The sequence below is a fragment of the Alteromonas sp. ISO5 genome, from assembly GCF_058105165.1.
In genome coordinates, this window is the sequence record NZ_CM176572.1 from 605,834 (window position 1) to 626,760 (window position 20,927).

The following is a 20,927-nucleotide window of genomic DNA, read 5'->3' on the forward strand; positions in this document are numbered from 1 at the left end:
GTTACATTTGAATTACATTCGATGAAAAAGAGGTTCGAATTATGACTAAAGCTAAATTGTCAGATCAAATTTCACTGGTGTTGTATTCTGTTTCGTTAATGATCATTACTGCGGGTGTTTTTAACGCATATATTTGAACGCAAAGCTCTTAAAGAGTCAGCGTGGCTAGCACATAAAGCAAAAAGCCGTCAGTAGCACTGACGGCTTTTTTCATCAGGATGATTGCCGTTTGAATTTACGGATCACCGACCAGGATTCAAGCATTACCAACACACTGACAATCAACACAACCGCATCTAAAAAGACCAGTAGATAGTTACCATCGAGGTAGTACTCTTTTAGCTTAATAATCCCCGCCAAAAATGCCATCACAATTACAAAGGTCATAGGTACCAGGGTATAAACAGCCGGGCGCTTCATTTTAATCAGCATCACTGAAATCACCAGCAGCGTCATACTTGCCAGGATCTGATTGGTTGAACCAAACAATGGCCAGATGATCATACCACCGCTGCCCGAGGAGCCGCCAGCACCGAAGGCCAGTAACAGGCAGCAGGCTACAGCAACCAGGGTAGCTATCACGCCATTTTTCAGTACCGGTAACTGATAAATTTCACCCCACTCCTGAATAATGTAACGCTGTAAGCGAACGCCAGAGTCCATGGTGGTACCGGCAAACAACACAACCATCGTCGCCAGAATGGTGGATGAGAAGTCTACCGGTAAGCCCCAGCCCTGTTGGATAAGGTTAGCGCCACCTGTGATGAATGCCGCTACCGAGCCATCCCCAAGATGGCTGTATACCTCATGCCACTCTTCTGGTGATGCGGCTAATGCCACGCCGCTGACCGCAACAATCGTCACCAGAGCCAGACAACCCTCACCTACCGCACCAAGGTAACCAACGAAACGGGCATCCGTTTCTTTATCCAGTTGCTTCGAGCTGGTACCCGAAGAAACGATCCCATGAAAACCCGACACCGCGCCGCAAGCAATAGTGACGAACAACAAAGGGATAATACTGGGGGTATCCACCGCTGTCTGGGTATTAAACGCAGGTGCCGTAATATCCGGTAGCGACACAAACACCGCACCATAAAGTAAAAACAATCCAACCAGTAACTGCATGCCGTTAATGAAGTCTCTAGGCTGTAGAAGCATCCACACCGGCAGTAGTGAAGCAATGGCAGCATAGATGAACAAAATAATGATCCAGTTAGCATTGGCGGATAAGCCAAACAGGGTTTCCGGTAACTCGATAGGAATGTAGCTACCAGCAAACACTGAAGCGTAAAGCACTATGATCCCCACCAGACACATCGGGATCAGGCTAAAGTTTCGTTTCAGAAGCTGGCCAATAACCAGCGCCACGGCAATCGCCATCCAGGCAGGAAATACCGCGTTAGGCTGGGAGACAAATGATTTAGCAATGACAACGCCGAAAACGGCATTTACCATGAGCAAGACTAGGAAGACGACTACCATGAACAGTGAACGGGTATGCTTACCAATGACATCTTCCGCGAGCGCCCCCATAGACTTACCCTTATGCCGGCTGCTGGCCCACAGCGCCCCCATGTCATGTACCCCGGCAAAAAACATTGTACCGAAGACGACCCAGAGTACTGCAGGAACCCACCCCCAGTAAACCGCGATAGCCGGACCGACAATCGGCGCAGCGCCCGCTACAGAGGTGAAATGATGGCCCCACAAAACCACTTTATTCGTGGGGACAAAGTCCACACCATCACGTAGTTCGTGAGCGGGCGTTTTAAAGTTAGGATCGAGCTGGAAAATCCGTTCCGCAATAAACTTTGAATAAACAAACCAACCCAGCATCATTCCCGCAATGCCGAGCAAAACTATCAGTACTGAAGCCATGAAAACACCTTAAGAAGGTGATAACGACTCAATAGACGTTAATCACCAACAATTAAACTATGTAACTCCCAATTCTAACGCATTTCATTACTAAGCAAAGCACCCTACGCATTCTACTCTGGATAAGGTGCTGGTCACTCAGGATGAATAACGGCTTTAAATCGGTCCATTTTGTATTGCTTGATTATAAAGCAGTTTGGCATACTAGCTTCCGTATAACGATTCATTTTTATCAGCGCTATTATAAGAACCAAGCTATTCCATGGACGATAAAACGTCTTCAGTACCCGACTCTTCAGCCTGATCTCAGTCGATACACTTTGCAGATTGGTTACTCACACCCAGGGCTCGCGAGCTTTCCCACCGGGGTAAGGTTATTGAATTAGAGCCGCTGTTGTTCAACCTGTTACTTTATTTTATTGTAAATCACAGCCGTCTTGTCTCACGTCAGAACCTGGTCGATGATGCCTGGCAGCAAAATTGACTCAGACAAAAAACCTTTAATTCAAACACTGTATATCTGCGTTTCCAACATCGGTAATAATGCTTTATACAGCATTAGCACCCCGAATTAAGGCTTTATAAGGTTTTCATAAGACACAATCGCAAAAAACCTGCTTAATCTTGCTCCTGTCATCAGGCAACAACGCCTGACAACAGATAAAGGAGCAATACCATGAAACGCATTCACAACCGTCTGGCGACATTCGTTACTTTAACGTTTATCAGTGTTTGTTCAAGCCGGGTTGTATTAGCACAAGAAAGTCAGACTGAGGCAGCTGTTAAGGTAACCGTTACAACAAAACCCAACCAATGCACAGTTAACATCCCCTGAACAGGCGCAATATACTGTTGACGTGTCTTTAGCTAATGCGTTTTTAAAAGAAGTAGAAGCACAGGTTTCAACAGCTATCCAACAGCGTCGCCAAGCATTGGAGTCTGCACTGGTTAACACGGTTTCAAACATAATTTCACTTTAATCGTCGGGAGCTAACTCATGACAAACACCATTATTCGTTCTGCAATTTGTGCCCTTGGCTTATTGGCCGCCGTAATCACCCCGGTATCAGGTTTTGCGGGCGATGCACACAGCTCGGTCTGGAAAGTAACCAAAGGGGAAGATAGCGTCATTATAGGCGGTACCATTCACATTCTGCCGGTAGCGGAGTTTCCGCTACCAGAAGCGTTTACAGATGCTTACGCCAAAAGTGATACTTTAGTCTTTGAAGCCGAACTGCCTGATCTAACCGATGCGGCGGCTCAACAGCAGGTAATGGCGGCTATGATGTATAAAAATGGTGAGACGCTGAAGGACACATTGTCGGCATCAACCTATCAGGCACTCAGCGAGTATTTCAAGGCGTTTGGCGCCAATATGGAGCAATTATCTCAGTTCAAACCCGGTTTCATCACTACCATGATGACCGCGATGGAAGCCCAGCGAGTGAGAATGGCCGGCGAAGGTGTAGACGGGTACTTTATGCAGTTGGCGCAGAGAGACCATAAAGACCAACAATATCTTGAAACAATTGAATATCAGATTAGCGTTCTGTCTTCGTTAGGTGAAGGCGATGAAGATCGTATGATCTCAGAAAGCCTGACAATGATGCCTCAGTTAAAAACCTACTTACAAGACATTATCACAGCATGGCGCGCCGGTGATACTGACACACTGCGGGCCCTATCAGTGGATAAATTCAAAAAAGAGTCACCGGCTTCATTTGATTTAATGTTTACCGAGCGCAATAACAACTGGGTTCCTCAGATTGAAGCGATGTTTGGCAATGATGCACAGGAGTTTGTATTAGTGGGCACCGGACACCTGGTAGGTCCAACCAATGTGTTGGCATTACTCGAAGCAAAAGGCTACACAGTGGAGCGTTTCTAACACCGTCTTTAGCGCATAGTCATTGCGGGTAAGCAGCTTACCCGCTAAACAAGAAAGGGAACCCAATGTTTTATCACTATTGCTGGCCGTAACGCCGAGTGTCGCAAAGCCATTAAAATTAATCTGTGCGCTGGCTGTTACCGAGAAGAGTACCAGTGAAACGACACGGATAAGACTCGAAAAACTTCGGCATTTATTCCAGAACAAGAACAATTTTGATCTCCTCTGAAACACTATTTACCGGTAAGCACGACAATGCTGATGAATTTTTAGTAAATACTCAACGCTTGCATCAAGGGTAGCAACCTGCACCCAGCGGCTTGGCCCTACCGAAAAAGATAAGCCGTGAACAGTAAGCACCGATTTCTTGCTCACCCACTGAGCACTTGTAAAAAAGTCCGTAAACTGGTGCCATTAACATAACCTGTAGTGGTGTTCACAAGCATTGAACGATATTTGAGCGTTCATGCTCTCACCCTGCCAGCCCCCCTAAGCATATTAAAGCGAGAATGAGTCCGTATTTTTTCATAATAATATCCTTTAATTAAACTTATTTATCTTAGTAACTAATGACTTATATTCATTTCCTGTAATTTTCTGGGCCTCCCTAACCAATCTTTCAGCTTCTTCAATGTTAAAAATTTCTGGGTGATGAATGTGATCCAAATACTTCATCGCTAAAAATACTTTAGCTTGTGGTTCGACTACTGATGCTTTTTTTAAAAGAACCAGTGACCTATTATGCAACTCACTTGCTTCAGGACTCGTTCGCTTTAAACCTAATGCTTTATTATCAAGGGCTAGTGCTAAAAAAAGTTGAGACTTTTGATTATTTCCCTCAGCTGATTCTTCTAATCTTTCAAAAGTTTCTTCAATGAACTCTTCTTCTGAACTATCCCCTACAAGTGAATTGCAAACTTTCATTTTGTTAACCATATTAGCCCTTAAACCCGCCAACAATTCAGGCGTATACATTGAGCTAACATTTGCTTGTTGAATTAGGAAGTCATCTATTTTATTTTCAGTATCATATTCAAAATAAGAGAAGCAATTTCTTCTTTCTTTATATTCATCTACATCTTTATTTGGGCGTTGAGATTCAAGGGATGATGAATATAATTCCTTATAATCTCTTTCTATTTCTGATTGGTGTTTGGTTATCACTTTTGGCTTTTCTTCCGCGACAATTAAAGTGACGTCGTTGCCATCGGCACTTGAATTATCATTAGCTCTTACCGTTCCATTTTCAGTGCTAGAAATATTTTCCATGACTGAGCTTTCCCTTTTTGGGGACTCGAAACTCTTAAAAATTATAAACGAAGTAATTATCGCAAAACTTAAGATTGAAAAAATTTTCAATGAATACATTGTCAGCCATTCCTTTTGTATTCTTTTATATTAATCATTTTGTATTAAAAAATACAATAGGTGTCGATTGAGCAAGTTTCTCTGCAGGGCGAGAGCATGAGCGTTCAAATATCGTTCAACAATACCAAACCTGCCGGATACATCTTTTGCGAGTAATCAGTGCTACCAGTGCACGCTTCTGTTTCCATAGCAAACTCACTTTTCTGGTTGTCTTCGTACGAAGCATGTTCAAGGCAAGTTTCCTCGCCATTGACAGTATTTCGGCGGCATTGCAACTCACGTTATTGGTCAACACCACTCCGGCACCAAAAGCCCGTTAGATAGATAAAGTATGGCGGACGAACGTCCGCTATAATGTAAACTTTCTCGTTCAAAGTAAGCACTGCTTTCTTCCGCTTTTCGCTCATTGATGCCATTAAAGACTCAATGAGCAAACGTCCGGTTTACGGAGCAGCATAACAGCGTCAGAGGCACCTTTAGACAAGGACTCTCAATACCTGCAATTGAAACTGATTTCGAGCGTTGCTGAAAACAGTCCGGGCAAGGTGAGTTTGTTACATGCTGTTTTCGTGAACAATACTGTACGCCCATTCTGTGAATAGCCGCTCAGTGATATATCCCTCACTTTTATTCTTTATTAACTGTTCAACTAATTTTTGCATATTTTCTCGGAGCCAGACATGTAACATTCTTCTTAGGGCATAGCCCACGTGTTTATATCCCAGGGAGATAATTGACTCTCCTCAGAAGTGAGTCAGAGATAGCGCATCTACTATATTTTGAATATAAGCACGCTAGCACCTCGATTTGTTAATTTTTTGCTAGTTCTGGATTGTTATGCAATATAAAATTAATAACTAACAGAAGGTTAGTTCCTATAAATAAGTGTTCACTTTGCTTGTAAGTATGGCAGATCCCTGTCAATTTTCTGTCCATGGGAGTTAATGATTCAAATGTCTTCGGCCAAATAAATATGCCTCCCCCGCTAATACCATGCGGCAAAGGTGATATTTCTATTTTGCCAGTGTATGAATCCACAGCTTTTTTCCTGTTGAATTTCATAACGATTTGGTAAGGCTGTTTACAGTTATGTTTTTCATATTCCTCCGGTTTAGACTGCAATGCTGAATACGAGAAAACTTTATTATTTACCTGGTCATTTTCAATTTTTGCTTTGCGGTATGGATAGCCACACAAACTAAAAATGGTGTCTTCTGCGTACTCGGGTGCCAAAAACATATCCTGTTCAGTAACTACCTCAAAGACTTTAGATAATTCTAAACCAAAATCGGTCTCTAACTTAAAGTAACCCACATCAACTAGATCATTTTTACGGCCAATTATTGGGTTGAAGTGAGAAAAACTTCCACGTATCCCTGTAAGGTGCCTTGTTACACCAGGAATCAATAAGTGACCAGATTTTTGTTCATCTATTACATGCCCAGCAGTAAGTATGAAGTAATAAGCTCTAAAAAGTATTAATACACCAGACCCTATTTGATTAATTTTCTCTGTTTGAAAATCTTGATGAAAAATTGGTATTACTGAGGCTAACTGGTCCTTCAAATTCATCCTTAAAAAACTAAATAGTTGATTACTGATACATCATAGTAACACCCGTTTCACTGGAAAAACCATATTCTCAGTATTCACGGGAAAGAAAATGGATGTCCGCTTTACAAGAGACTGTCGGGTTAGGTTGTAACTAATCCACATAACCAACAGGAAGAACCTTCTGCTCACGTTCAAGTACATCAAAGCGCCCCATAAAATCGTCAATGAGTTCGCGTCTGCTACAGAGAGCAAAAGTAAGATATGCAGGGAAAACCTACCTTATATTTTATTCAAAGCTACTGCTCACAGACAACTAGTAAAAATTCACAGTAACTTAACTAAATTTGTGAAAGTCTCGAGCAAACGAATAATGGCCAAGGTATTTACAGGTGAGGACAATACTGAGTTAAAACGTCCGCAGCGTCATTTGCGTAACGGTAACGAAACATGCTACATCTCCGCGAGTTCTTAGCGGTGAGTTCCCAATATATAGTCGTAGAATTTAAAAGAGTTGTGCTGAAAAGGTTATTTTGGCTAAGACAGCCTTTTTAAGGAGTTCCCGGATATGCGCTGCGCGGATTCCGGGATGATCTCATAATAGATGCTCTTTCTCCGGGCATAAAAAAAGGCCGCGTAAGCGACCTTTTTTGGGTACGGTGTTAATCGTCGATCTTAATCGATGATTTTAGATACAACACCAGCACCTACTGTACGACCACCTTCACGGATTGCGAAGCGCAGACCTTCGTCCATCGCGATTGGTGCAATCAGTTCAACTTCGAACTTCAGGTTGTCGCCAGGCATTACCATTTCAACGCCTTCTGGCAGTTGAACAGCACCGGTTACGTCAGTGGTACGGAAGTAGAACTGTGGACGGTAACCTTTGAAGAATGGCGTGTGACGACCACCTTCATCTTTAGACAGTACATATACTTCCGCTTCAAACTTGGTATGTGGCGTGATTGAACCAGGCTTAGCCAGTACTTGTCCGCGCTCTACATCGTCACGCTTAGTACCACGTAACAGAACACCAACGTTCTCACCTGCACGACCTTCGTCAAGCAGCTTACGGAACATTTCAACACCAGTACAAGTCGTTTTAGTTGTATCTTTGATACCAACGATTTCTACTTCTTCACCTACTTTAACGATACCTTGCTCAACACGACCCGTTACAACAGTACCACGGCCTGAGATTGAGAATACGTCTTCGATTGGCAGGATGAACGGTTTATCGATGTCACGCTCTGGCTCTGGGATGTATGAATCCAGGGCTTCACCTAACTCAACAATTTTCGCTTCCCACGCTGCATCGCCTTCAAGGGCTTTCAGTGCTGAACCTTGAATTACTGGCAGGTCATCACCTGGGAAATCGTACTCTGATAACAGTTCACGAACTTCCATTTCAACCAGCTCAAGCAGCTCTTCGTCATCAACCATGTCACATTTGTTCATGAATACGATGATGTAAGGTACGCCTACCTGACGACCTAACAGGATGTGCTCACGAGTCTGAGGCATAGGGCCGTCAGTTGCAGCAACTACCAGGATCGCGCCGTCCATCTGAGCCGCACCGGTGATCATGTTTTTAACATAGTCAGCGTGTCCAGGACAGTCTACGTGAGCGTAGTGACGAGTTGGAGTGTCATATTCTACGTGTGAAGTAGAGATGGTGATACCACGTGCTTTTTCTTCAGGCGCGTTATCGATTTGATCAAACGCTTGAGCAGAACCACCGTAAGTCTTTGCAAGAACAGTAGTGATTGCTGCAGTCAGAGTGGTTTTACCGTGGTCAACGTGGCCGATAGTACCCACGTTTACATGGGGTTTCGACCTTTCAAACTTTTCTTTTGCCATTTTTCTCGTTTCCTAAGTTAAAAGTCCGATCCAATAGCAGACCGGACCGAACCTTCAAATTTATTAGCTTCGTGCTTCAATGATTGCTTTCGCCACGTTATTAGGCGCTTCTACATAGTTGAAGAACTCCATTGAATAAGAGGCGCGCCCCTGCGTAGCAGAACGCAGGTCTGTAGCATAACCGAACATCTCTGAAAGTGGCACCTTTGCCCGCACAATTTTTATACCGGCCACACCGTCTTCCATACCTTCGATCATTCCACGGCGGCGATTCAGGTCGCCAACAACGTCACCCATCCAGTCTTCCGGAGTGGTTACTTCAACGTTCATTGTGGGCTCAAGCAATACCGGGTTCGCCTCAGCGGCCCCTTTCTTAAAGCCCATTGAACCGGCGATCTTAAACGCCATTTCAGAAGAGTCAACATCATGGTAAGAGCCGTCGAACAAAGTTACCTTTACATCGAGAACCGGGTAACCTGCCAGCACACCATTTTGCATTTGCTCCTGAATTCCTTTGTCCACCGAAGGAATAAACTCTTTCGGGATAACGCCGCCAACAATCTCGTTAACGAATTGGTACCCTGCGCCTTCTTCATTCGGCTCTATGCGCAGCCAGACGTGACCAAACTGGCCACGGCCGCCCGACTGACGGACAAACTTGCCTTCGACTTCCACTTTCTTGCGGATCGTCTCGCGGTAAGCCACTTGTGGGTTACCAACGTTACATTCAACTTTAAACTCCCGCTTCATGCGGTCGACAATGATATCTAAGTGTAGTTCACCCATGCCGGAAATGATGGTTTGTCCGGTTTCATCGTCGGTTTTAACGCGGAACGATGGATCTTCAGCTGCCAGCTTACTCAGGGCAATGCCCATTTTTTCCTGATCGGCTGTTGATTTTGGCTCAACAGCAATTGAAATTACCGGATCAGGGAATTCCATCCGTTCCAGTGTGATCACATTGTTTGGATCACACAGCGTATCGCCCGTGGTGACATCTTTCATGCCGATAGCGGCCGCGATGTCACCCGCGCGAACTTCTTTTAATTCTTCACGGTCTTTCGAGTGCATTTGCACAATTCGACCAAAGCGTTCCCGCTTACCTTTCACCGGGTTAAACACGGTATCACCGGTGTTTACCACGCCGGAGTAACAGCGGAAGAACGTTAACGTACCCACGAATGGGTCGGTGGCTATCTTAAACGCCAGCGCTGAGAATGGCTCGTCATCATTTGCATGACGCTCGCCTTCGCTATCATCAGGTAAAATACCCTTGATTGCCGGCACATCGATAGGTGCGGGTAAGTAGCGAACCACAGCATCAAGTACTGCCTGAACGCCTTTGTTTTTAAATGCACTACCACAGGTTGCTAACACAATTTCGTTGTTTAGCGTACGAATGCGCAGGCCTTCATGAATTTCATCTTCAGTCAGTTCTCCGCCTTCTAAATACTTGTCCATTAACTCGTCGGTGGCTTCAGCGGCCGCTTCGATCATCTCGCTACGATATTGCTCAGCTTTGTCCAACAACTCAGCAGGAATATCTTCGTAAGTAAAAGTCATGCCTTTATCTTCAGCATTCCAGTTAATGGATTTCATTTTAATCAGGTCAATCACGCCGCTGAACTCTTCCTCAGCACCGATGTTAAGCTGAATAGGCACGCAGTTTGCGCCCAAACGCTTACGGATTTGACCAACAACCCGTTCGAAATCAGCCCCGGCACGGTCCATCTTATTCACAAAGACCATGCGCGGAACGTGATATTTATCCGCTTGTCGCCAAACGGTTTCTGATTGAGGCTCTACGCCCGAAGACCCACAAAATACCACTACGGCACCATCCAGAACGCGCAATGAACGCTCTACCTCGATGGTAAAGTCGACGTGTCCGGGGGTGTCGATAATATTGATGCGATGCTGATCAAACTGTTGCTGCATCCCGGCCCAGAAACAGGTAGTAGCGGCGGAAGTAATGGTAATTCCGCGCTCTTGTTCCTGTTCCATCCAGTCCATGGTTGCTGCACCATCATGCACTTCACCAATTTTATGCGATAACCCGGTATAGAACAGCACGCGCTCGGTTGTAGTGGTTTTACCCGCATCAACGTGCGCAACAATGCCTATATTCCGGTAGCGATCAATTGGGGTCTTACGCGACATACATCTCTCTCAGTTAAACGTTGATTACCAACGATAGTGTGCGAACGCTTTGTTCGCTTCGGCCATACGGTGAACGTCTTCACGTTTCTTAACCGCTGAACCTTTGTTGTCAGCTGCATCTAACATTTCGGCTGCAAGGCGTTGAGCCATTGACTTCTCGCCACGTTTACGTGCCGCTTCTACCATCCAACGCATACCTAATGCATTACGACGAACAGGACGAACCTCTACTGGTACCTGGTAAGTTGAACCACCAACGCGGCGAGACTTAACCTCTACAGTAGGACGAATGTTGTCCAGAGCTTCTTCGAATACATCTAAGTGTGCCTTGCCGGTTTTTTCAGCAACAATATCAAGCGCACCGTAAACGATTTTTTCTGCAATCGATTTCTTGCCGTCGAGCATTACGACATTCATGAACTTAGCAAGCAGCTGTGAACCAAATTTTGGTTCTGGTAGGATTTTACGTTGACCTACGACTCTTCTTCTTGGCATCTTCTATTCTCCGTGGAATTCAGGGATAACCCAAAACTCAATTAATTCAGTTTGGCCTTACTAACGGAGAACCGTTAAGACTTGGGCCGCTTGGCGCCGTATTTAGAACGGGCCTGTTTACGATCGTTTACGCCGGCGCAGTCAAGCGTACCGCGAACCGTGTGATAACGAACACCTGGCAGATCTTTTACACGACCGCCACGAATAAGAACAACACTGTGCTCTTGCAGGTTGTGGCCTTCACCACCGATGTATGAAGAAACTTCAAAACCGTTGGTTAAACGCACACGACATACTTTACGTAGTGCTGAGTTTGGTTTCTTAGGCGTAGTAGTATATACACGAGTACATACACCACGTCTTTGCGGGCAAGCTTGCAGGGCAGCAACGTTGCTTTTCTCAACGGGCTTTCTGCGTGGCTTGCGCACTAACTGGTTAACTGTTGCCATTAACTAGCTCCTGATTAAAAACTACAAAAACCCGGGCCTTTGTCCGGGTCGATTAATTACGACTTTTACATCGTTGTCAGACCGTATGCTCGTTACGATCCTAATGACATTGAATCTAAAAACCGTGCCCTGTGTGGGCGGCTAAAAAGCCTGCTACCATTTTTGGGTCGCGGAATAGTAAAGATCAATGCCTGTGCTGTCAAGATGTACAAAGGTTAACCACAGAATAAACCGGTATTTAGCCTGTACAGATGACAAAATGGGGCACTACCTTGCGGTAGTGCCCCAATCGCTTGCTTAAGTGATTATTCCTCTGACGCAGACTGGTCAGAAGATACTTCAGCATTTAATGCTTCAGTCAGCGCTTGTTCTGCTTCAGCAGCAGACACTGACAATTCAGCAATTTCTTCATGACGACGCTGAGCACGTTTCTCGTGATAAGCGAAGCCGGTACCAGCTGGGATCAGGCGGCCAACGATAACGTTTTCTTTCAGACCACGTAAATCGTCTTCTTTGCCCTGAACCGCGGCTTCGGTCAGTACGCGGGTTGTTTCCTGGAACGATGCTGCTGAGATGAAAGACTCTGTAGACAGCGACGCTTTGGTGATACCCAGTAACTGGATTTCATAAAGCGCAGGCAGTTTGCCTTGTTTTTCCATTTCACGGTTCGCGATCTTAACCGCTGCGACCTCTACCTGTTCACCTTCCAGGAATTGCGTATCGCCCGGTGCCGTGATCAAACACTTACGCAGCATCTGGCGGATAACCACCTCGATGTGCTTATCGTTAATTTTTACACCCTGCAGACGGTAAACTTCCTGAACCTCGTTCACGATGTAATTTGATACCGCGCTTACGCCACGCAGACGTAGGATGTCATGTGGTGACTCCGGGCCATCAGCGATAACTTCACCGCGTTCCACGTTTTCACCTTCAAACACGTTAAGCTGACGCCACTTCGGAATCATTTCCTCGTATGGGTCGCCGTCTTTCGGGGTGATAACCAAACGTTTCTTGCCTTTGGTTTCTTTACCGAAACCAATGGTACCAGAGACTTCAGCAAGGATTGCAGGCTCTTTGGGCTTACGCGCTTCGAAGAGGTCAGCAACCCGTGGCAGACCACCGGTGATGTCTCGAGTTTTCGAGCTTTCCTGAGGAATACGTGCCAGCACATCACCTTCGTTAGCGACTTTTCCGTCAGCCGCTTCGATGGTGGTGAAGCTTGGCAGGCGGATTTCCTGCAGACCGAACTCGTCGCTCTCCAGAATCAGCTTAGGCTCTTTCGCATTCACTTTAGACAGATCTTTCACCACAACACGGGTCAGACCAGTCAGCTCATCCTGCTGCATTTCGGTGTTCGAGTCATCGATATCAGCAAATGAGATCTTCGATGCACGCTCAACGATAATTGGGTGACTGTGCGGATCCCAGTTAGCGACGACGTCGCCAGCCTGTACAGCAGCACCGTCATCAACCGTTAAGGTTGCACCGTAAGGCACTTTATAACGTTCTTTCTCACGGCCCTGCTCGTCGGTCATGGTCAGTTCAGTTGAACGTGAAACAATAACCAATTTACCGTCGGTGTTTCGTACATACTTGGCGTTGTGCAGCTTCAGGTTACCGGCTGTTTTAACCTGTACACTGTTTTCTGCAGACGCTCGTGATGCCGCACCACCAATGTGGAAGGTACGCATGGTAAGCTGAGTGCCCGGTTCACCGATTGACTGAGCAGCGATAACACCAACAGATTCGCCTTTACCAACCATATGACCGCGCGCTAGGTCACGACCGTAACAGTTAGCACACACGCCGTAATCGTTGTCACAGGTGATTACAGAGCGAACCATAACCTGATCAACAGAGTTGGCTTCAAGCAGGTCTACCAGGGCTTCGTCAAGCAGCGTGTTACGCTCAAGCAGAATTTCTTCAGTACCCGGAATGTAAACATCTTCTGCAACTACGCGACCAAGCACTCGCTCACGCAGTGGCTCAACAACGTCACCACCTTCAATCAGTGGCGTCATCAGTACACCTTCGTACGTACCACAATCTGAGTTAGTGATAACCAGATCCTGTGCCACGTCTACCAGACGACGAGTCAGATAACCCGAGTTCGCAGTCTTAAGGGCGGTATCGGCAAGACCTTTACGCGCACCGTGGGTTGAGATGAAGTACTGTAGTACGTTCAGACCTTCACGGAAGTTAGCCGTAATGGGCGTTTCGATGATTGAGCCATCCGGCTTCGCCATCAGACCACGCATACCCGCAAGCTGACGAATCTGTGCCGCACTACCACGAGCACCGGAGTCAGCCATCATGTAAACAGAGTTAAATGAGGCCTGCTCTTCTTCTTCGCCTTTGGCGTTGACAACCACGTCAGTTTTCAGGTTATCCATCATGGCCTTGGCAACTTTTTCGTTGGCATTTGACCAGATATCGATAACTTTGTTGTAGCGCTCACCGGCTGTTACAAGACCGCTTTGGAACTGTTCCTGGATCTCGATAACTTCCGCTTCAGCAGCGTCGATAATTTCTTTCTTGGCATCCGGGATAACCATATCGTCGATACCAACAGACGCACCCGCGATCATCGCGTAGTGGAAACCGGTATACATGATTTGGTCAGCCGCAATAACGGTGTCTTTCAGACCAAGACGACGGTAACAGGCGTTAAGCAGACCAGAGATTTGCTTTTTACCCATTGCCTGGTTGATCAGTTCAAAAGGCAGACCTTTTGGCAGGATCAGAGAGAAAATCGCACGACCAACCGTAGTATCGGTCAGGGTGACTTTCTCAGTTTTAGCGCCGTCTTCCGCTACGTCATATTCTGTAATACGTACTTTAACGCGTGAATGTAGTTCGGCGTTACCGGTACGGTAGGCTTTTTCTGCTTCGTGCGGGCTGGTAAATACCATGCCTTCGCCCTGACCGTTCACTTTGTCACGTGTCAGGTAGTACAGACCCAATACAACGTCCTGTGAAGGTACGATGATTGGCTCACCGTTCGCTGGCGACAGAATGTTATTTGTCGACATCATCAGTGAGCGGGCTTCTAACTGGGCTTCAATGGTCAGTGGTACGTGTACCGCCATTTGGTCACCGTCGAAGTCAGCGTTATAGGCCGCACACACTAATGGGTGCAACTGGATCGCTTTACCTTCAATAAGGGTCGGTTCAAACGCCTGGATACCCAGACGGTGAAGCGTTGGTGCCCGGTTAAGGAGTACCGGGTGTTCGCGAATAACTTCGTCCAGTACGTCCCATACTTCCGGCGCTTCGCGCTCTACCAGCTTTTTAGCCGCTTTAATGGTAGTGGCTAAACCACGACCTTCTAACTTACCGTAGATAAACGGCTTGAACAGCTCAAGCGCCATTTTCTTAGGCAGACCACACTGGTGCAGACGCAGTGTCGGACCAACGGTAATTACAGAACGGCCTGAGTAGTCAACACGCTTACCCAGCAGGTTCTGACGGAAACGACCCTGCTTACCTTTGATCATATCGGCAAGCGATTTCAGAGGACGCTTGTTGGAACCGGTGATAGCGCGGCCACGACGACCGTTATCAAGTAGTGCATCGACCGCTTCCTGCAGCATACGTTTTTCGTTACGTACGATGATGTCAGGTGCCGCCAGGTCTAACAGACGCTTCAGACGGTTGTTACGGTTGATAACACGACGGTATAAATCGTTCAGATCAGACGTTGCAAAACGGCCACCGTCCAGCGGTACCAGAGGACGTAAATCCGGTGGCAGAACTGGCAGTACGGTCATGATCATCCACTCTGGTTTGTTGCCAGACTGTTGGAATGATTCAAGCAGTTTTAAACGTTTGGTGATCTTCTTACGCTTGGTTTCTGAGTTGATTGACGGCAGCTCTTCACGCATTGCAGCAACATCAGCATCAACATCCAGATGCTTAAGCAGATCGAATACGGCTTCGGCACCCATCTTGGCTTCAAACTCGTCACCGTGCTCTTCTAACGCATCCAGGTACTCTTCTTCGCTCAGCAGTTGGCTGCGCTCAAGCGTCGTCATGCCTGGTTCTGTTACAACGAATGACTCGAAGTACAGCACACGCTCGATATCACGCAGAGTCATATCCAGCATCAGACCGATACGAGACGGCAGAGATTTCAGGAACCAGATGTGGGCAACTGGGCTGGCCAGTTCGATGTGACCCATACGCTCACGACGTACTTTGGTAAGGGTTACTTCAACACCACACTTTTCACAGATAACACCACGGTGCTTCAGGCGCTTGTACTTACCGCACAGACACTCGTAGTCTTTTACAGGACCAAAGATACGCGCACAGAACAGACCATCACGCTCTGGCTTAAACGTACGATAGTTGATGGTTTCTGGTTTCTTAACTTCACCAAAAGACCATGAACGGATCATGTCTGGTGAGGCAAGACCAATGCGAATATTATCGAATTCTTCAGTCTTGTTTTGTTGTTTTAGAAACTTTAATAAGTCTTTCACAATACTCTCCCGGCGGAGTCAGTCTCTATGGCCCGGTTACCCGGGCCAACTCAATCAATTATGGCAACAAACGGCCTGCTTAGTTTTCTTCCAGCTCGATATTAATACCGAGTGAACGGATTTCTTTAAGCAGTACGTTGAAGGACTCAGGCATACCTGGTTCCATTCTGTGATCGCCATCAACGATGTTCTTGTACATTTTGGTACGGCCGTTAACGTCATCCGACTTAACCGTCAGCATTTCCTGCAGGGTGTAAGCGGCACCGTATGCTTCCAGTGCCCACACTTCCATCTCACCGAAGCGCTGACCACCAAACTGTGCTTTACCACCCAGCGGCTGCTGAGTAACCAGGCTGTAAGAACCGGTTGAACGCGCGTGCATCTTATCGTCAACCAAGTGGTTCAGTTTCAGCATGTACATGTAACCAACGGTAACCGGACGTTCGAATTCACGACCCGTACGACCATCAAACAGGGTAATCTGCCCGCTCTCTGGAATATCCGCCAGTTTTAACATCTCTTTGATTTCAGCTTCACGTGCGCCGTCGAATACTGGTGTTGCTACCGGTACACCCTTACGCAGGTTGTCGGCTAAACGCAGTACTTCGTGGTCAGTAAAGGTGCTGATATCGACCTGTTTCGGGTTATCACCCAAATCGTACACTTCTTGCAGGAAGCCACGCAGTTTTTGCATTTCTTCTTGCTCTTTCAGCATACGGTCGATCTTAACGCCCAGACCGTGCGCAGCCATACCTAAGTGCGTTTCAAGGATCTGACCGATGTTCATCCGTGACGGTACACCCAGTGGGTTCAGTACGATGTCTACCGGCGTACCGTTTTCATCGTATGGCATGTCTTCTACCGGGATAACGGTAGAGATAACACCTTTGTTACCGTGACGACCAGCCATCTTGTCACCAGGCTGGATGTGACGCTTAACAGCCAGGTAGACCTTAACGATCTTCAGTACGCCTGGAGCCAGGTCATCGCCTTGAGTGATCTTGCGACGCTTAACTTCAAATTTCTTGTCGAAATCGGCTTTGATTTCGTCGTGCTGGGCACCGATTTGGTCTAAATCGCTCTGCAGATCAGCATCCGTCAGTGGGATATCGAACCATTTTTCACGCGGCATGCTGTCCAGTTTACCCTGCTCTACGCCTGCTTTAAGCAGCAGGTTTGCAGCACGTGCGAAGATGCCGTCGGCTAGGATATTGAATTCGTCAGACAGGTCTTTCTTAACCTGACGTAACTGCATGTCTTCAATTTCCAGAGCACGCTTGTCTTTTTCTACGCCATCACGGGTGAATACCTGAACGTCGATAACGGTTCCGTGCACAGAGTTAGGTACACGTAATGAGGTATCTTTCACGTCAGAGGCTTTTTCACCAAAGATAGCACGTAACAGTTTTTCTTCTGGCGTCAGCTGGGTTTCGCCCTTAGGCGTTACCTTACCTACCAGAATGTCACCGCCCTTCACTTCTGCACCGATGTAAACAACGCCGGATTCATCCAGCTTGCTCAGCGCAGACTCACCTACGTTTGGAATGTCAGAAGAAATTTCTTCTGGCCCTAACTTGGTGTCACGAGCGATACAGCTCAATTCCTGAATATGGATCGTGGTAAAACGGTCTTCCTGAGCAACACGCTCAGAGATCAGGATCGAGTCTTCGAAGTTGTAACCGTTCCAAGGCATGAACGCGATACGCATGTTCTGACCAAGGGCCAGATCACCTAAGTCCGTAGACGGACCGTCAGCCAGTACATCGCCTGCTACGATCGGGTCACCGACGCTACAGGTTGGACGCTGGTTAATACAGGTGTTCTGGTTAGAACGGGTGTATTTGTTCAGGTTGTAAATGTCGATACCGGCTTCACCAGCAAACATCTCATCTTCATCAACCTTCACCACGATACGGCTGGCATCGACATAGTCGATCACACCACCACGCTTAGCCACTACGGTTACACCGGAGTCTACAGCGATGGTTTTTTCCATACCGGTACCAACCAGCGGCTTGTCAGCGCGCAGCGTAGGTACTGCCTGACGTTGCATGTTGGCACCCATCAGAGCACGGTTAGCATCATCGTGTTCTAGGAACGGGATAATGCTGGCAGCGATAGACACGATCTGCTGTGGTGAAACGTCCATATACTTGATGTCTTCTTTCGGCATCAGAGTGGTTTCACCGCGGTGACGACATGGGATCAGGTCATCAACCAGTTCCATGCTGTCAGTCAGTAATATATTTGCCTGTGCAATCGCGAACTGACCTTCTTCAATCGCTGATAAGTAATCGATTTCATCGGTCACTACACCATCTACGATGCGGCGGAAAGGCGTTTCAAGGAAACCAAAGTCATTGGTACGGGCAAAGCTCGCCAATGAGTTGATCAAACCGATGTTCGGACCTTCAGGGGTTTCGATAGGACACAGACGACCATAGTGCGTCGGGTGTACGTCCCGAACCTCAAAGCCTGCACGTTCTCGAGTCAGACCACCCGGGCCTAAGGCAGAAATACGACGCTTGTGCGTAACTTCTGACAGCGGGTTGTTCTGGTCCATAAACTGAGACAGCTGTGAAGAACCGAAGAATTCTTTAACGGCTGCAGAAATAGGCTTGGCGTTGATCAGGTCCTGTGGCATTACGTTGTCCAGGTCACCCAGAGACAGACGTTCTTTCACGGCGCGTTCAACACGCACCAGACCTACACGGAACTGGTTTTCGGCCATTTCGCCAACAGAACGGATACGACGGTTACCTAAGTGGTCGATATCGTCCACTTCGTCTTTACCGTCACGGATAAGGATGAGTTGTTTCATCACATCGATGATGTCTTGCTTATCCAGCGTACCTGAACCAACCAATTCTTCCCGACCTAAACGGCGGTTAAACTTCATACGACCTACCGATGACAGATCGTAACGCTCTTCAGAGAAGAACAGATTATCGAACAGCGTTTCAGCAGCATCTTTTGTAGGTGGTTCACCAGGACGCATCATGCGGTAGATTTCTACCAGTGCTTCCAGGCGATTTGTTGAGCTGTCAATACGCAGCGTATCTGAGATATACGAACCATGGTCAAGCTCGTTAATATACAGCGTAGTAAACTCTTTAATACCTGCCTGGCTTAGTGCCGCCAGCGTTTCCAGAGTCACTTCATCGTTAGCATTAACCAGCACTTCACCAGTGTCTTCGTTGATATAAGTCTCGCCATACACACGGCCAGCCAGGTATTCAACAGGTACTTCCAGCTCAGTAACACCGGCTTTTTCTAAAGCACGAGTGTGACGGGCTGAAATACGACGGCCAGTCTCAACCAGCACATTGCCTTCGCCATCCAGGATGTCGAATTGAGCCGTTTCACCGCGCAGGCGATCAGGAACGACTTCCATCAGCATCTTGTTATCGGCTATACGCACCTGGATTTTTTCGAAGAAAGTATCAAGGATTTCTTCGGTGGTCATTTCCAGTGCGCGTAAGATAATTGTTGCAGGCAACTTACGACGACGGTCGATACGTACAAACAGGTTATCTTTCGGGTCAAACTCGAAATCTAACCACGAACCGCGGTAAGGGATTACGCGTGCGTTGTAGAGAACTTTACCTGAAGAGTGCGTTTTACCTTTGTCGTGATCATAGAACACGCCAGGAGAACGGTGCAGCTGAGAAACGATAACACGCTCGGTACCATTAATAACGAACGTACCGTTCTCTGTCATTAATGGGATCTCACCCATGTACACTTCTTGTTCTTTAATGTCTTTTACAGTACCAGGTGCTGCTTCTTTATCGAATAATACCAGGCGCAGTTTCACTCTTAACGGCGCGGAGAAGGTTACGCCACGGATTTGACATTCTTTAACGTCAAATACCGGTTCGCCGAGGCGGTAACTTACATATTGTAATTCTGAATTGCCAGAGTAACTTTTGATTGGAAACACAGAACGGAATGCTGCTTCCAAACCATATTGACCATCTACATCGATATCAATAAATTTCTTGAAAGAATCTAGCTGGATTGAAAGAAGGTATGGAATTTCCAATACCTGTGGGCGTTTGCCAAAATCCTTACGGATACGTTTCTTTTCGCTATAAGAGTAAACCATGGGTTCCTCAGCCTGCTGATTTTTGACCCAACCTGTTGCCGTAAAACTCGTTGACAACAAACTTCCAGTACCCTTTCACAGGGAACAATCAGATAGCATACACCAAAAATTAGCCAATTTTTAGTTAACTTGTTGGTTTATTGCTAAATAAATTATTCTCAGTGGTGGCGCATGACGTGTACAGACAAGGGTAATAAACCGTACACCCTACAGCGCAAAAAGGCTGGTGGTCAAAAAAACCACCAGCCTATGCCATTTCTGGCAAGCAATCTGCTAGTGCAGATTACTTAATTTCAACTTCTGCACCAGCTTCTTCAAGCTCTTTCTTCAGTGCTTCAGCTTCGTCTTTGCTTACGCCTTCTTTGATAGCTTTAGGAGCAGATTCAACTACTTCTTTCGCTTCTTTCAGACCTAAGCCAGTCGCGCCGCGAACTGCTTTGATTACTGCAACTTTGTTGCCACCGAATGAAGTCATAACAACGTCAAATTCAGTTTTCTCTTCTGCAGCAGCTGCTTCACCAGCTACAGCAGGACCAGCAACTGCAACAGCAGCAGCAGATACGTTGAATTTTTCTTCAGCTGCTTCGATCAGTTCAACCAGTTCCATTACTGGCATTTCAGCGATCGCGTTTAAGATATCTTCTTTAGTTAGAGCCATTTTCTCTAAACTCCTGGGATTA

11 protein-coding genes are annotated in these 20,927 nt (G+C 46.6%); 1 reads left to right on the forward strand and 10 read right to left on the reverse strand.

The features are described from left to right. Positions 1-213: 213 nt before the first annotated feature. The gene (locus AC2T0J_RS02640; protein WP_489808643.1) at positions 214-1,881 is read right to left on the reverse strand and encodes a carbon starvation CstA family protein; all 1,668 of its coding nucleotides are present in this window, start codon (positions 1,879-1,881) and stop codon (positions 214-216) included. Positions 1,882-2,878: 997 nt separating this feature from the next. On the opposite strand from AC2T0J_RS02640, the gene AC2T0J_RS02645 reads away from it, so the two are divergent. Further along, positions 2,879-3,769 (forward strand): TraB/GumN family protein, encoded by an 891-nt coding sequence (locus AC2T0J_RS02645; protein ID WP_489808644.1) that lies wholly within the window; start codon positions 2,879-2,881, stop codon positions 3,767-3,769. Positions 3,770-4,309: 540 nt separating this feature from the next. On the opposite strand, the gene AC2T0J_RS02650 is transcribed toward AC2T0J_RS02645, so the two are convergent. The 9 genes from AC2T0J_RS02650 to rplL all read right to left on the reverse strand — a co-directional run bounded on the left by AC2T0J_RS02650 (position 4,310) and on the right by rplL (position 20,905). Further along, complete coding sequence (locus AC2T0J_RS02650; protein ID WP_489808645.1) at positions 4,310-5,038, reverse strand: hypothetical protein; 729 nt, start codon at positions 5,036-5,038, stop codon at positions 4,310-4,312. 909 nt (positions 5,039-5,947) lie between these two features. Beyond that, positions 5,948-6,703: a hypothetical protein gene (locus tag AC2T0J_RS02655; protein WP_489808646.1), complete on the reverse strand. Its 756-nt coding sequence runs from the start codon at positions 6,701-6,703 to the stop codon at positions 5,948-5,950. A gap of 660 nt (positions 6,704-7,363) precedes the next feature. Next, complete coding sequence (tuf, locus tag AC2T0J_RS02660) at positions 7,364-8,548, reverse strand: elongation factor Tu (RefSeq protein ID WP_489808647.1); 1,185 nt, start codon at positions 8,546-8,548, stop codon at positions 7,364-7,366. 63 nt (positions 8,549-8,611) lie between these two features. Then, positions 8,612-10,708, reverse strand: a complete 2,097-nt coding sequence (gene fusA, locus AC2T0J_RS02665; RefSeq protein WP_489808648.1) for an elongation factor G — start codon at positions 10,706-10,708, stop codon at positions 8,612-8,614. Positions 10,709-10,732: 24 nt separating this feature from the next. Further along, a complete protein-coding gene (gene rpsG / locus AC2T0J_RS02670) occupies positions 10,733-11,203 on the reverse strand; it encodes a 30S ribosomal protein S7 (protein ID WP_070178456.1) in 471 nt (156 codons plus the stop codon). Between the two features lie 74 nt (positions 11,204-11,277). Beyond that, positions 11,278-11,652: a 30S ribosomal protein S12 gene (gene rpsL / locus AC2T0J_RS02675; RefSeq protein WP_071980814.1), complete on the reverse strand. Its 375-nt coding sequence runs from the start codon at positions 11,650-11,652 to the stop codon at positions 11,278-11,280. Between the two features lie 305 nt (positions 11,653-11,957). Next, complete coding sequence (gene rpoC / locus AC2T0J_RS02680) at positions 11,958-16,139, reverse strand: DNA-directed RNA polymerase subunit beta' (protein WP_489808649.1); 4,182 nt, start codon at positions 16,137-16,139, stop codon at positions 11,958-11,960. A 79-nt stretch (positions 16,140-16,218) separates the two neighbouring features. Continuing rightward, a complete protein-coding gene (gene rpoB / locus AC2T0J_RS02685; RefSeq protein WP_489810425.1) occupies positions 16,219-20,247 on the reverse strand; it encodes a DNA-directed RNA polymerase subunit beta in 4,029 nt (1,342 codons plus the stop codon). Between the two features lie 283 nt (positions 20,248-20,530). Beyond that, positions 20,531-20,905 carry a 50S ribosomal protein L7/L12 gene (rplL, locus tag AC2T0J_RS02690; protein WP_279320561.1) on the reverse strand — a complete coding sequence of 125 codons (375 nt, stop codon included), beginning with the start codon at positions 20,903-20,905 and terminating at the stop codon, positions 20,531-20,533. Positions 20,906-20,927 lie beyond the last annotated feature (22 nt).

Excerpts from the sequence above, each read along its gene's own strand:
- rpsG (WP_070178456.1), bottom strand. The coding sequence starts at position 11,203 with ATGCCAAGAAGAAGAGTCGTAGGTCAACGTAAAATCCTACCAGAACCA.
- AC2T0J_RS02650 (WP_489808645.1), bottom strand. The coding sequence starts at position 5,038 with ATGGAAAATATTTCTAGCACTGAAAATGGAACGGTAAGAGCTAATGAT.
- rpoB (WP_489810425.1), bottom strand. The coding sequence starts at position 20,247 with ATGGTTTACTCTTATAGCGAAAAGAAACGTATCCGTAAGGATTTTGGC.
- fusA (WP_489808648.1), bottom strand. The coding sequence starts at position 10,708 with ATGTCGCGTAAGACCCCAATTGATCGCTACCGGAATATAGGCATTGTT.
- tuf (WP_489808647.1), bottom strand. The coding sequence starts at position 8,548 with ATGGCAAAAGAAAAGTTTGAAAGGTCGAAACCCCATGTAAACGTGGGT.
- AC2T0J_RS02640 (WP_489808643.1), bottom strand. The coding sequence starts at position 1,881 with ATGGCTTCAGTACTGATAGTTTTGCTCGGCATTGCGGGAATGATGCTG.
- rpsL (WP_071980814.1), bottom strand. The coding sequence starts at position 11,652 with ATGGCAACAGTTAACCAGTTAGTGCGCAAGCCACGCAGAAAGCCCGTT.
- AC2T0J_RS02645 (WP_489808644.1), top strand. The coding sequence starts at position 2,879 with ATGACAAACACCATTATTCGTTCTGCAATTTGTGCCCTTGGCTTATTG.
- rplL (WP_279320561.1), bottom strand. The coding sequence starts at position 20,905 with ATGGCTCTAACTAAAGAAGATATCTTAAACGCGATCGCTGAAATGCCA.